Raw genomic sequence first — 13,336 nt, 5'->3', positions numbered from 1 at the left:
CTCACACTCAAGAAGTACAAAATTATCCCAACCATTACAGAAGAAAAATACTGAGTTTGTGTTTGTTAAACATTTTTGATTTTTTATTACGTAGTAGAAATAAGCTAAATAAAAAGATATGATAAACCGGAAATACGCGCTTAACTGTTGCAAAAGTTTAATTAACAATACAAACAACCTAAAACAGTACAAAAAAGCTAAATTAGTAGGATAACACTGATATTCAGTTGAATATTGATGGCGGTTTAACATCCCCACATAAATTCACAAACGACCATACACTATCTTTTCTAACACATTAAACATACGTAGAATTCTAAATGAGTGAAAATAGCCAAGGTTACAAAGTTGTTACCGACAATCGTCAAGCCCGTTATTTATACGAAATTCTTGAAACCTATGAAGCTGGAATTGAATTGACAGGAACTGAGGTGAAATCAATTCGTGCGGGTAAAGTTAATCTCCAAGATGGATATGGCTTAATCCGTGATGGTCAAGCATGGCTCCTTAACGCCCATATCTCGCCTTACAATGCGAGTGGGCAGTATTTTAACCACGAACCGCGCCGCACGCGCAAGCTGTTGCTGCATCGCGAGGAAATTCGCAAGCTTATTGGCAAAGTAGAACAGCAAGGTTTAACTTTAATACCTTTGAAGATGTATCTCAAGCGCGGTTGGGTGAAGATAACTATAGCTCTTGCCAGAGGTAAAAAAGTTCACGATAAGCGCGAAGACATCAAACGACGTCAAGATCAGCGTGACATGCAACGGGCGATGAAGAATTATTAAGCAGTCATCAGTTACCAGTTACCAGTTATCAGTTATCAGTGTGAAGAAGAATTCAGCAATTGGTGCAATTCTTGATTCAGAAGGAAGAAATAAAGAATTCTGACTTATAACTCCTGACTCCTGACTCCTTTACTGTTCACTGATAAGTGTTGACTGTGCTAAAAGCCTGCCACAGGTTAGAAGAAATAATACAGAAAATTATGTAATGTGAGGCTGGTTGCTCAAAAATTGGGAAAAACGCCTGTGGTTCCTATTAGAGATGATAATCCGACGACAATCACCCCATATGTCACTTATGGACTGATTGCTGTCAATATCTTAGCTTTTCTTTACGAAGCAAGTTTACCTGCACGACAATTAGATGGATTTTTACACCTTGCAGCTGTTGTTCCGCGAGAACTGACTGCAAGCTTTGCGGGAATTTCAGTCAACCAACCAGTGCCAGAATGGTTAACTTTGATTACTTCGCAGTTTTTGCACGGCGGTTTACTGCACTTAGCTGGTAATATGTTGTTCCTATGGATTTTTGGTAACAACGTTGAAGACAAATTGGGTCATGTCAAATATTTGTTTTTCTATATAAGTTGCGGTGTTTTGGCATCACTAGCCCAATGGTACTTTGCACAAAACTCTTCAATTCCTTCCTTGGGAGCAAGTGGTGCGATCGCCGGCGTGTTAGGGGCATACATTCTGCGTTTCCCCCAAGCAGAAATTCTCGGCATCGTTCCTCTAGGAATTTTCTTCCCCACATTTCGTGTCCCAGCATACTTCTTTCTGGGATTTTGGTTTATCCAACAAGCGTTTTACGGATTAGCCAGTCTAGAAACACCGACTAATGTTGGCATGGAAAGTGGTGGTATTGCCTACTGGGCACATGCAGGTGGTTTTGTTTTTGGGGCAATTCTCGGTCCATTGCTGGGTTTATTTAGCGACAAACCAAGCCAAGAATCTTGGTACAGATAGTACAAAGCAAGTGCCCTCAATAGAGTTGGCACTTGTGATTTGTGATTAAGTTTGCCAAATATGGATTTTCCATTGCAGCTACTTAGCAACTGCCAGTTTTACAAGATATATTGCAGTTAATCAGTGATTAGGAAAAACACCTGTGTTTCCCCTGTACGACGAAAATCCAACACGAATCACCCCATATATTACCTATGGGTTGATTGGCATGAACGTCTTAGTTTTTCTTCATGAGGTGAGTCTATCAAATGCACAAATAGAGCAATTTTTCCAGTTGTATGCGGTTATACCACGAGAGTTAACAAACAATTTTGCTGGTGAGTGGACGACTTTATTTACCTCGCAATTCTTACACGGCGGTTGGTGGCACTTGCTCTCCAACATGCTGTATCTATGGATTTTTGGCAACAATATTGAAGATCGCTTAGGTCATTTTAAATACTTAATTTTTTATCTGAGTTGCGGTGCTTTAGCAGCTTTATGTCAGTGGATCATAGGTGTCAATTCTGGAATTCCATCCTTGGGGGCAAGTGGTGCTATTGCTGGAATTCTAGGCGCATACATTATCCGCTTTCCCGATACAAGAGTTCTATCATTAATCTTTTTAGGTTTTTTCTTTACGACAATTAGAGTTCCAGCAGTTGTCGTGATAGGACTTTTCTTTGTTCAGAATGTGATATCTGGTCTTGCCAACCTGCAAGCAGCCGCTAATATGAGTGTGGAGACGGGAGGAGTTGCTTACTGGGCGCATATCGGTGGCTTTGTGTTTGGTATTATTCTTGGTCCTTTATTGGGGTTATTTAGACGCGACGACTATTAGGAAATGTACGTAACGTGGTTGTGATAACCGCGTCAGATGAATTTCCTATTCTGCACATCTTTGCAAGAGTAGACAATGGTTTGAATCGTCTTTAACATAAAGTGCGTGGCGTCAGAAACCGGGTTTCTTAAAGAAACTCGGTTTCTAGATTTTACGTTTTTTTATGTTGACCTACTTAACTGACCACAAAAGAACAATAGGTTTTACAAACAGATTGCCTGATATTTTCTAGAATAGAATTCACCAGGCACCACATCCATCGGTTAAATTACTTGAAAGTCCTACCTATGGTACAATCTGAACCACGCTTCACCCTACCAACTACCGATGAACTACCATGTTCAGACGATACACCCGTGGATAACGAAGACCAGAATTTTCTCCCCAACCTGTTATTATTTATCCTCGAATCCATTTGGGCAAATCGGAATGATTGGTTTTTTGGTATTGATATGGGTATTTACCACACAACAGGAGTGAGTCACTTAGTACCAGTCATACCAGATGGATTTCTCAGCTTGGGTGTGGAACGACGCAAAGCAGGAAAGTCTCGTTTGAGCTACGCAGTCTGGGAAGAGGAGGAAATAGTACCCAAGTTCGTTTTGGAAGTGGTTTCCAAAACACCAGGGGATGAGTATGACAAGAAGCTAGAAATTTATGCAAAACTAGGAGTTTTGTATTACGTTATTTATAATCCTCAGTATTGGCGACGCGACCAACATCAACCCTTTGAATTGTATAAATTGGTAGATGGAGAATATCAACAGCAAATACAAGAACCGTTTTGGATGCCAGAAGTAGGATTGGGAATTGGACGTGGAAGTTATACTTCTGGTGTGGTGAAGCGAGAAGTATTGTATTGGCATGATAAGGAAGGTAAGCGATATCTGACTGCTGATGAAGTTGCTCAAAGCGAACGACAACAAAGGGAACTTGCTGAACAACACCAACAAAGACTAGCAGCAAAGTTGAGAGAGTTGGGTATTGATCCAAATAGCATTTGAGAATAATCTCAGGTGATGCTCCAGCAGGGAGCCGCTGAGCGCAAAGCGCACGCACTCGCGTTCGCGAACGCTCAAAAGTTGAAACCTTGCCATGATTATTCGTTTAAAATTGCCATAATGCCTAAAGTCGAGTTCGAGAAACCGGGTTTCTAGATTTACGTTTTCTAAAGATGTAACTTGATATGAAAGCGAAAGTGCTTCTTGTACTGTGGGAAGATGATTGTTGGGTGACGCCCAGTCAACAATTTGATGCTGCATTTGAGCCATTTTATGTTCAAAATATTGAAATCCTGGCTGAAGAACAGCCCAATAGCACTGCTGCTGGTAACTCTATTTTTAGGAATAAGTACAGCCGCATGGACTCCTTCTAGTAGCGCTGGGTTACCAGCGGGGAATGCCATTACTGACGGCAATGCTCTATTGCGCTACTCACTTCCTATAGATAATAAACCTGTACGGCAACTGCAAGCTTCTTTAGAGGACATTACCACTCAATTGCGAGCAAATCGACGCTGGGGTGCTGTTTCTCAAGACCTCAGCAAAGCATCGCGAATTCTCGATAAACCCTCCAAACTTTTGGCAGATGTTCCAGAAGAACGTCAAAGCGAAGCTGAAGCTGTGATTGCTGAATTAAAATCCGGCGTAAATGCTTTGCAAGAAGTCGTCAAAACAAAAGATAAAGAACAGGTTCGAGAGCAACGTGCCAAATTGCTGAGTCTTGTTGGCAAACTAGAAGAGTCAATGGTGAAGGAATTTCCCTTTGAAGTGCCAGCCAAATACAGCAATTTACCTCAACTCAAAGGTCGTGCGACTGTGGAAGTGAAAACTAACAAAGGCGACCTGACAGTTATTGTAGATGGCTACAGCGCCCCTGTCACTGCTGGGAATTTTGTGGACTTGGTGCAACGGGGTTTTTATGACGGTTTAGAATTCACCCGTTCAGAAGAATCCTACGTTGTACAAACTGGAGACCCACCAGGTAAAGATGTCGGCTTTATTGATCCAAAAACAGGTAAATACCGCGCCATTCCCCTAGAATTTCTTGTACAAGGTGATAAAGAACCGACCTACGGTTTCACTTTAGAGGAGATTGGTCGTTACACTGATTTACCCGTTCTGCCTTTCTCTGCTTATGGTACTGTAGCGTTGGCACGTCCCGAATCTGATAACAATGGTGGTTCTTCACAAGTCTTCTTCTTTTTGTTTGAACCGGAACTGACTCCAGCAGGACGCAACTTGTTGGATGGTCGTTACGGCGTTTTTGGCTATGTCACTGAAGGTAAAGATGTTTTGGAAAAACTCAAGGCGGGTGACAAAATTGAGTCAGCGAAAGTCATTCAAGGTGGAGAAAATTTAGTTGAGCCGAATGTGGCGTAAGTCGTCATCAGCTTCCAGCACACTTACTATCTCCTGCACGCCTACGCTCTTGCAACAACTGGGGAAACCCACGTTGATTTGACCCCACCCCTTAATCCCCTCCCCTTAATAAGGGGAGGGGAGGTTTTGGCGTTAGACAAAACCGGGGTGGGGTAAAGCGAGAATCGTGAGCACATATAGATCCCAATCCCCCACTAAGAGATTCCGACTTCCGGCTTCTGACTTGCGACTTCCAACTCCCAACTCCCAACTCAATCACTCCAAGCCCGTTGTGCAGTCCAATGACTGTTTAGACCTTTACTCTTTGCAACCCCAGGGGTGAAATCAACTGATTCACTTCATCTAGTGTGAGTGCGGCGTGAAGAGAATCACGAAATAACTTTTTCTGATGAATATTGTATTCTCTTGCGATAGTATTAACCAAAGCATTGATTGTGGTTTCATCAACTGGTCGAAATAAGTCGCGGATGAAAATACCACCATTGGGTTTTAAGACACGCTTAAGTTCGCTAAAGAAAGGTAACGGATCGGGCAAATGGTGGACGAGACTATTTGACACAACCATATCAAATTGCTCATCTTGATAAGGCAAGTTTTTCGTGTCTACTAATTCCAGTCGAATTTGCTGTTGTAAACCAGCCTGCTGAATGTGTTGTGATGCTATTTGCAACATACTTTGAGCTAAATCAATAGCTATCACTTCCCATTGGGGACGCATTTGACACAGTAAAACTGGAATGCGACCAGAACCAGTACCAGCATCGAGTACTAGACCCTGTTCCTTTGGTCCAAGAGTGCTTGCTTCTTTAGCAAAAGCAGTATTGACTTTGATGAAGTCCATTGCATCATACTCAATGGCTTCTTCTAAACTATCCATGACTTCCGGTTCCAACACTCTTTCTATCGTCATAACTCTCACGACTCCACAGTAATCTTTTTAACAAGGGGAACCCCTACTGACCCCTAATCCTCGAAAACGATCCTGAATTCCTATATTCTTCATCTTCCCGTGAGATACGCACTCTAATTTTGGGAACACTATTATGTATCACCACTATTAACAGGGGTAGGTTGATGTGGAAAAACGAATGGAATTCCAGGTCGAAAACATAGTTTACGTGGAATCACTTAGAGCATGCTTAACTGAAAGGGAACATGTCAGTATCTCTGATGATTTCAGGGATTCACATGAGGAAATATTAGTTCCCCACAGACAACAAGACCACTATGAAGAAGCAAACAGGTTATTACGACAAGGAGTTCAACAGCAGCAAGCTGGAGATTCACTTGCAGCCATGAGGTCTTTACAAGAATCCCTTGCGTTATTTCAAGCAGTTGGAGACATTGAAAAACAAGCGCAAGTTCTTTCTTGTTTAGCTTACATAGTTTACCACTTAGGAGACTACAAAAGTGCGATTTCACACTCAAAGCAGTGTTTACTTTTAACAAAAGATGTCGCAAACTTGCAAGTCATCAAGATGCAGGCGCTTTCGCATTTAGGCAATGCTTACCGTCATTTAGGTGAGTATAACAAAGCAATTGAGTTCCTACAAAAGTGTTTGAAAATAGCGCAGCAACTAGGAGATAAGCGAAGTCAGGTGGCGGGACTTAATAATTTGGGATTGGTCTATAAAGCTTTGGGTGACCTTCATCAGGCAATTGAATTCAAACAGCAAAGCCTAGAAATTGTGCGGGAACTCCAAGATCATTGGGGCGAAGAGCAAGTTCTAAAGAATTTGGGCAGCGCTTGGTATGCTTTAGGGGATTTTGCCAAAGCGATCGCCTACTACGAGCAGTGTATCAAAAGAGCTTACTCGCTGAACAATCACCAAACTGCACTTCAAGTGTTAAAAAATCTGGGTAATGCTTGTTATGCCCAGGGGGATTATGCGAAAGCAATTGTCTATTATGAGCAACGTTTATTATTAGCCAGAGCAATGAAAGACAAGCGTAGTGAAGAACAATCACTCGGTAGTTTGGGAGTTGCTTGTGAAGCCTTGGGCGATTATGTTAAAGCAATTAATTACTATGAAGAAACTTTAGAGCTAGCGAAGTTTCTCCAAGATTCTTAGAATGAGAACCAGATTGTTACCAAGCTTTGGTTGACTACACACGTCGGCTACAGAGAAAAAATGATCACGCTATGAATTCTCAAATTTCTTTTTGAGAATTTATGATGTCCTGGTTTTGTTGCAGTAGACATTCAAAAGCTTCTTTTGTGTCTACCTGAGGAAATTCTACGTAAAAATTGCTGACACTGAAGAAAGGTTTTGGTGTTGATAGGACAACCACGCGATCGCCCCACTGATCCAACCAGGGTAACAATTCCAAAGGGGCTACTGGACTACATAACCAAACTTCTGCTGGCGAGAGTGCTTTGAGAGATGTTGCCGCGACTGCTATTGTCATACCTGTAGCGATACCATCATCTACTAAGATGAGGATAGCACCTTGAGTATTCACCTGCGGACAAGCAGGACTTAGTTGAGCTTGAAGAGACTTAGCTTGACTAATAGCGGTATCGAGTGCTTCTTCCCGCCACCCTGATTTGGGTGTACGGCGAAAAAACACATTGTGCTGATCCCAAATAACATTTCCGGAAGCAGTAACCGCGCCAATAGCCAACTCAGGATTTTCGGGATGACCAATTTTCTTCGCCACCTCTATCATCAACGGACAGTTGAGGAGACGCGCGACTGCTGCTGCGACTGGTACTCCTCCTCTTGGCAAAGCATAGACAATTTGTAAAGGGTTTGTAACTTGATCAGCAATTTGCTGGGTCAAAATAGCGTCAATTGCTTGCGCCAGTTGTTCCCCAGCTTGAGTGCGATTAGCAAAAAGCGGGATATTTGTCATAGGTTTCCCAGCATAGATCAATGCCTATGCTTTTATGATGACTGATTTTGGCTCAAGTAAACTGCTTAGGGAACAGGGAACGCTTAACAGGGAACAGTAAACAGTAAACAGTGAACAAGGGGTGGACGAGTCCGTTTCCTACCTGATAACTGGTAACTGGTAACTGGTAACTGGTAACTGATAACTGATAACTGGTAACTGGTAACTGATAACTGATAACTGTTACTAATTCTGCAGCAGTTCTTTTGCTACTAATCCTTTCTGTATAGCCAATATTGCGGCTTGGGTGCGATCGCGTACTTCTAACTTATGCAAAATCGCATGGACATGAACCCTTACTGTACCAGAAGCAATATAGAGAATTTCTGCAATTTCTTGATTGCTTTTACCAGCAGCTACTAACGCCAGAATTTCTTGCTCGCGCTTTGTCAACGGATTTTCTGATGGTTGCTTATCTTGTACGGGCGCTGCTGTGTTGTTTCCCCCAAAAGCGGCTCGAATTTCTCTGGTTGCTGTGTGATCCCACCAAGAAGCGCCTGCTGCTACCGAACGCAATGCCAATATTAAAGACTCTGATGGGATTCCTTTGAGACAATAACCTTGCGCCCCTGCTTCAATTAACCGCGCAATCAAAGGTTTTTCCGAACGAGATGTTAAAACTAGAATTGGTAAATCTGGATGCTGCTGCTTGATTTGACGACAAGCTTCTATTCCACCAATCCCTGGTAAGCCAACGTCTAGCAAAACCAAATCCAGCAGATAACGATTAGCTAGTTCTACAGCTTGTTCACCATCTTCCGCCTCAGCTACGATTTCTATACCCGTCTCCTGTTGTAACCGCATTCGCAAACCCAAGCGAAACAGTTCATCATCCTCAACGAGTAATATTTTCACAACCGCACCTGGTTTCATTTTTAGTTATTGGTTCACAAGTCAGAATCTTCCTTACTTCGCCATCCTAATCGCCTGGTGGCGGACACACAGGCAGTCGAAACCCAAATATTGCCCCTTTGCTTGCGCGACTCTCTGCCCAAATTATACCGCCATGTGCTTCAATAATTTGGCGGGATAAATACAATCCCAGCCCTGAACCTATAAAGAGGCGATCGCTCTGTCCTTGATAAAATCTCTCAAATAGGTAAGGTAGTTCTTCTTGTGTTATTCCACAACCATTGTCAGAAATCTTCACAATTTGATCAATAGCAGAAGTCTCCAGCACAACTTCCACTTTTCCACCACGGGGAGTATGGTTAATGCCATTGATTAAAAGATTAGAGAAAACTCGCCCAAGTTGCAAAGAATCCCCATTCACCCAGAATGAGCGGCAAAAATCTGATTCTCCATAATTAACACAGACACAAATCTGACGTGATCTTGCGATTTCAGTTAGGGTGGCGATCGCCTCCTGTGCTACTGTGACTAAATTCACTGGCGATCGCTGAAGTTTCAGCCCTTCAGTGTCGATGCGGTATACATCCAACAAAGTTTCTACAAGCTGCAACGTGGTACGGTGAGAACGAGTCATTGTTTCTATGATACGCTCTTGCATCGGTGTAACTGCACCAAATTGCCCTTCTTCAAACGATTTCAACGTTTGAATGGCTCCTAGTAGCGGTGTTTTTAAGTCATGAGTTAAGGTAGAAACAAAATCTTCCCGCATCTGCGCTAGCTGTTGTTGAGAGCGTAACTGTGTTTGCGCGTAAGCAATAGCTTCCTTATTGCGGTGGTTGCGATCGCTTAAGTAACCTGTTACAACCAACGCAATTACAGCAATTAACCGATTTGCTACCGTTGGCGGATGAACCGTTTCTACTCCCGGGATAAACAAATTCAACAGCGTTAATCCGGTAGCCGCTAGCGTCACGCCAAGCACTGCATTACGACTTAATCGGGAACTCGCCAACAAAATCGTTCCTGTGTAGAGGTAGCCGAATACATACTCAGGCGGCGTTAGATATTCAAGCGCTATGACTATGGCAAATCCACTGATGATCAACCAGTAAATCAGTCCTCGTTCATTCCTGGTTAAGATATTTTGTTTAATTTTCAACAAATAAGACCACATCGTCAGCTTTTATAGCGTCAATACTCTGTTTTTTATTTTCGTACAACCAGAGTTGTTGACGATAGACTTCTGCAACTATGATTTGGAAGAGGTGGTTTATTTACGCCTTAGTGTACTAGTTATTTCTTCCGATTTTTATCAGGGAAAGGCATCGGACTCACAGCATAATCTGAGAGGATGTTTTTAAAGTCCGAGAAAGTATAATTTAGTCATTCTGAGCGGAACAAAGTGGAGCGAAGAATCTAGGGTTTCGGGCACATACTGAGATATTTCACTCCGCTACGCTGCGTTCAATATGACATAGAAAGACCCTTTTCAAACAACCTCTGAGTTACAATCAAATTAATCAAGTTTATCATAATCTTCTGGTTCTACATCAGGGACTTTATTTAAAACTTGTTGAAATTTCTCCCAACTCCCACGTTGAACTTTTTCTTCTAAATAATCTTTCGTCATCCAAGCCGAAACTTGTGCAGAGAGAGCAACCGCGACAAGTTGTTCAATTGATATATTTTCTCTTGTTGCCAAAGTTTCTATTTGTTTATACAAAGACTGAGGAATTTGTACATTTAAATGAGTCATGCGATTTCTCCCATTTCTTGCAAGAACTGTTTGGGGGTTACGACTTTGATACCAAATTTCTCGGCTGGTTGTAAATCTTTCTGGTTATAAGTGATGATATAATCGGCTTGAGATTCTACAGCTAAATCTACCAAAAAATCATCATCTGGATCATTTAACATTGGTCGCCACAGATAGAAAATCTTGCGTTTGTTGGCAATGGCACAAAGAGCTTCTATAATATTATCAATATCTTCCAAACTTAAACCTAGTTGTGTTTGTTCTCGTTTAAGAATTTCTTCATACTCGAATACTAGGGCGGTAGAAATATTTAATTGCCAGCGATTATTGTTGAGCATTGTTAATAGCTTATAGGATGCGCCACGGCTGGAGCGTAAACCCGCGAGTAGGACATTGGTATCTAGTATTATTTGATACGTTTTCATTGTTTTTCTACACTTGCGGTTAGGCTGTTGTGTCATCAATGCCCAAACAAAAAGAGCGCCACGCATGACTTAAGTATGCCACTCAAGCCGCTCAGCAATCCATACCTTAACGATAGAGCTTCTACTCCTCTGTTATACTTGTCATAAGCGCAATATATTAAAGAGCGCCATTCATTCATGACTTACCATCTGCTCATACTCAAAAGACAGTGGGTTTTTGTTTGCGTACTACAGCGCCAGAGATAAGCATCATCAACAAGTACGCCAAAACAATTCAAAGTATGCCCTTCGGGCACGCTGCGCGAACAAAATTCAAAGTTCAAAATTAAGAATAAGAATCTTTTATTTCAATAGCTTTGCCGGAGTTAAAACTAAGTGCCCAGCAAGTGTGTCAGTCTAATGCCTACTCTGCATTCCTCTAATTGGCATCTACAACAACGCGCTAAAGCTGATTTTAGGGGCAAGTTTGCTTAAGCAAAAACTGCATAAGTTACTTTTACTGTTTCCTATATATATATTTTGGGCATCTTCAAATCTGATATTTAGCTATCTATCTATCGAAATTAAACTTTGAGAAGATAATTTTGTATAAAAAACAACAAAAAATTCCTTCTCTAGAATTCTGCATGACTGCATAAGTCGAAACAACAGCTAGAAATTTTAATCACCTCAATTGCGGAATCTGTAATAGAAACCGTGTGGTATTAATAAAGCAAAACACTATTTAAAGAGGTAGCACATGGAACTAGAAACTGCTAACCATTAAGGCTAAGAGGTAAGAGGCTACTACTAAATAAGATAAAATAGTAGCGTTACTGGTTTTACCAGTTGCGTCTGAGTACCTTGTTAACTTTTTCCTAAAAAGACATCATCAAAGAGAATTCCACTTATGGCTATCACAACAATACTCGCTCCTGACGGTTCTAAAATATACATACAGTACGATGTAGAAGAAAGTACTCAGCTACGAGCTGTAGGTGCTCCAGACCCCATCGAAGATATTGCCAGAAGAACAGAGCGATTCAAAAAATCATTAGTTACTACGATAAACGGTTATTCACAAATATTACTTGATAGCGTACAGCAAGGTGTGAATGATCTTACAAAACCAAATAAAGTGACATTGGAATTTGGTTTACAGATGGGAGGAGAAGCGGGCATTCCTTTGGTGGCGAAAGGGACATCACAAGCTAATGTTAAGGTCACTATTGAATGGAACTTAAGCAATAACAGACAGAATTCTAGTAATTCTTAATTGTCTTAAATACAGTTCTTGTGAGGTGGAGTGATCAGCATAGAAAAGGCAATACATCTGTCTCACAAGAAAATCAAAACTGTAATGTAATGTATTGCATTGAAAACCGCTATGAATCTGAAAGGAGACTATAAAAATGGGTTATGACATTGATGAACTCAAAAAATCAATGGTAAAAATTATCAATCCTGATACACAGAGTACTGCTGGTTCTGGATTTATCATCCACTCTGATGGCTATTTTATTACCTGCCATCATGTCATCTACCGTTTAAATTCACTGAAAGTAGAGTATCAGGGGCAAGTTTACAATCACGTACAGTGGTGTGAAGACCTTTCAAATCCAGACGTTGATATTGCCATTCTTAAGATAAATCTTTCTGGTGCAAAAGCTGTTCCGATTATCAATCTACAAGATGTATCAACATCGGTTACAGTTTATGGTTTTTCTCTAGAAAAAGCTTTCAATTTTCGAGATGGCTCAGACTTTCATGCTCAAAGTATCCACAAAAGTGCATCTGTTAATACTCTCTCTACTTATGAGTATAAGGACAAAACATTCACTAATTCTTGGAATAAACTACCAAACTCTACTTCGACTTTTGAAGCTTATAGAATTAATGTTTTGGTGGACTCAGGAACTAGCGGTGGACCTGTTCTGGCTAATAACTTAAATGCTGTAGTGGGGGTTATTCAATCTAAAGGTAGCAATGAAAGTTATGTCATTCGCTGGGATAACATTACAGAATCCTTGAAAAAACTGGGATTAGAGCCTGGTACAGGAAAGGTTGAGAAGGGGGTAAACGACATAGACAGAAGAAAGCTGATAGAACTCTTAATAAATAGCGAACGTACAACAGATTTGAGACGGGAAACGTTATGTGAGGATATTAGAATCGATATAGGCAATATTTCTTATGAAAGCGGTTTGTCACGTAATGAGTTTGCTAAGAAACTCATTAATAGATTGTTTAGGAACAAATTAGAAGAATCGCTTTGTCGTCTCTGTGAAATCCTTGAATAAGACTTTCCCCAAGGAAATTACAGTGATGATTTGAGAAGGATAAAAATAAAACTTAACTGTAAGTACTACAACTAGGAGTTTTTCTGAGAAAATATGTCTCTAAAAGATCTAAATAATGAAACAGACAGAAGAAAGCTGATAGAACTCTTAATAAATAGCGAACGTACAACAGATTTG

Annotated in this window: 13 protein-coding genes and 1 pseudogene; 8 read left to right on the top strand and 6 right to left on the bottom strand. The window is 41.0% G+C overall.

What is annotated here, in order from left to right:
• The first annotated feature begins 320 nt into the window (after positions 1 to 320).
• The 5 genes from smpB (at position 321) to DP116_RS14850 (ending at position 4,952) form a co-directional block, all read left to right on the top strand.
• Positions 321 to 788 (top strand): SsrA-binding protein SmpB, encoded by a 468-nt coding sequence (gene smpB / locus DP116_RS14870; protein WP_169155925.1) that lies wholly within the window; start codon positions 321 to 323, stop codon positions 786 to 788.
• A gap of 243 nt (positions 789 to 1,031) precedes the next feature.
• Positions 1,032 to 1,751: a rhomboid family intramembrane serine protease gene (locus DP116_RS14865; protein ID WP_169155924.1), complete on the top strand. Its 720-nt coding sequence runs from the start codon at positions 1,032 to 1,034 to the stop codon at positions 1,749 to 1,751.
• 142 nt (positions 1,752 to 1,893) lie between these two features.
• Positions 1,894 to 2,571 carry a rhomboid family intramembrane serine protease gene (locus DP116_RS14860; protein WP_169155923.1) on the top strand — a complete coding sequence of 226 codons (678 nt, stop codon included), beginning with the start codon at positions 1,894 to 1,896 and terminating at the stop codon, positions 2,569 to 2,571.
• Between the two features lie 287 nt (positions 2,572 to 2,858).
• Positions 2,859 to 3,575, top strand: a complete 717-nt coding sequence (locus DP116_RS14855) for a Uma2 family endonuclease (RefSeq protein ID WP_048869830.1) — start codon at positions 2,859 to 2,861, stop codon at positions 3,573 to 3,575.
• A gap of 249 nt (positions 3,576 to 3,824) precedes the next feature.
• Positions 3,825 to 4,952 (top strand): peptidylprolyl isomerase, encoded by a 1,128-nt coding sequence (locus tag DP116_RS14850; RefSeq protein ID WP_211173283.1) that lies wholly within the window; start codon positions 3,825 to 3,827, stop codon positions 4,950 to 4,952.
• Positions 4,953 to 5,203: 251 nt separating this feature from the next.
• Here the strand turns inward: DP116_RS14850 and DP116_RS14845 are convergent.
• Positions 5,204 to 5,856 (bottom strand): annotated as a pseudogene (locus DP116_RS14845) (class I SAM-dependent methyltransferase).
• Between the two features lie 184 nt (positions 5,857 to 6,040).
• Between DP116_RS14845 and DP116_RS14840 the strand changes: the two are divergent.
• Complete coding sequence (locus DP116_RS14840) at positions 6,041 to 7,024, top strand: tetratricopeptide repeat protein (protein ID WP_169155921.1); 984 nt, start codon at positions 6,041 to 6,043, stop codon at positions 7,022 to 7,024.
• Positions 7,025 to 7,103: 79 nt separating this feature from the next.
• On the opposite strand, the gene DP116_RS14835 is transcribed toward DP116_RS14840, so the two are convergent.
• The 5 genes from DP116_RS14835 to DP116_RS14815 all read right to left on the bottom strand — a co-directional run bounded on the left by DP116_RS14835 (position 7,104) and on the right by DP116_RS14815 (position 10,880).
• Entirely contained in the window at positions 7,104 to 7,808 is a 705-nt protein-coding gene (locus DP116_RS14835) for a phosphoribosyltransferase (RefSeq protein ID WP_169155920.1), read from the bottom strand.
• A gap of 225 nt (positions 7,809 to 8,033) precedes the next feature.
• Complete coding sequence (locus DP116_RS14830; protein ID WP_169155919.1) at positions 8,034 to 8,720, bottom strand: response regulator; 687 nt, start codon at positions 8,718 to 8,720, stop codon at positions 8,034 to 8,036.
• A gap of 46 nt (positions 8,721 to 8,766) precedes the next feature.
• Positions 8,767 to 9,873, bottom strand: coding sequence for a sensor histidine kinase (locus DP116_RS14825; protein WP_169155918.1), 1,107 nt, complete (start codon positions 9,871 to 9,873; stop codon positions 8,767 to 8,769).
• Positions 9,874 to 10,215: 342 nt separating this feature from the next.
• On the bottom strand, positions 10,216 to 10,455 hold the full coding sequence (locus DP116_RS14820) for a hypothetical protein (RefSeq protein WP_169155917.1): 240 nt from the start codon (positions 10,453 to 10,455) through the stop codon (positions 10,216 to 10,218).
• Positions 10,452 to 10,880 (bottom strand): putative toxin-antitoxin system toxin component, PIN family, encoded by a 429-nt coding sequence (locus tag DP116_RS14815; protein WP_169155928.1) that lies wholly within the window; start codon positions 10,878 to 10,880, stop codon positions 10,452 to 10,454. Before DP116_RS14815 ends, DP116_RS14820 begins: the two co-directional genes overlap by 4 nt.
• 889 nt (positions 10,881 to 11,769) lie before the next feature.
• On the opposite strand from DP116_RS14815, the gene DP116_RS14805 reads away from it, so the two are divergent.
• The gene (locus DP116_RS14805; RefSeq protein ID WP_169155916.1) at positions 11,770 to 12,135 is read left to right on the top strand and encodes a CU044_2847 family protein; all 366 of its coding nucleotides are present in this window, start codon (positions 11,770 to 11,772) and stop codon (positions 12,133 to 12,135) included.
• 136 nt (positions 12,136 to 12,271) lie between these two features.
• Positions 12,272 to 13,159, top strand: a complete 888-nt coding sequence (locus DP116_RS14800; protein ID WP_169155915.1) for a S1 family peptidase — start codon at positions 12,272 to 12,274, stop codon at positions 13,157 to 13,159.
• The last annotated feature ends 177 nt before the right edge of the window (positions 13,160 to 13,336 follow it).

The sequence above is a fragment of the Brasilonema bromeliae SPC951 genome (assembly GCF_012912135.1).
Taxonomy (GTDB): Bacteria; Cyanobacteriota; Cyanobacteriia; order Cyanobacteriales; family Nostocaceae; genus Brasilonema; species Brasilonema bromeliae.
This window is presented reverse-complemented; position numbering and strand designations above follow the sequence as displayed.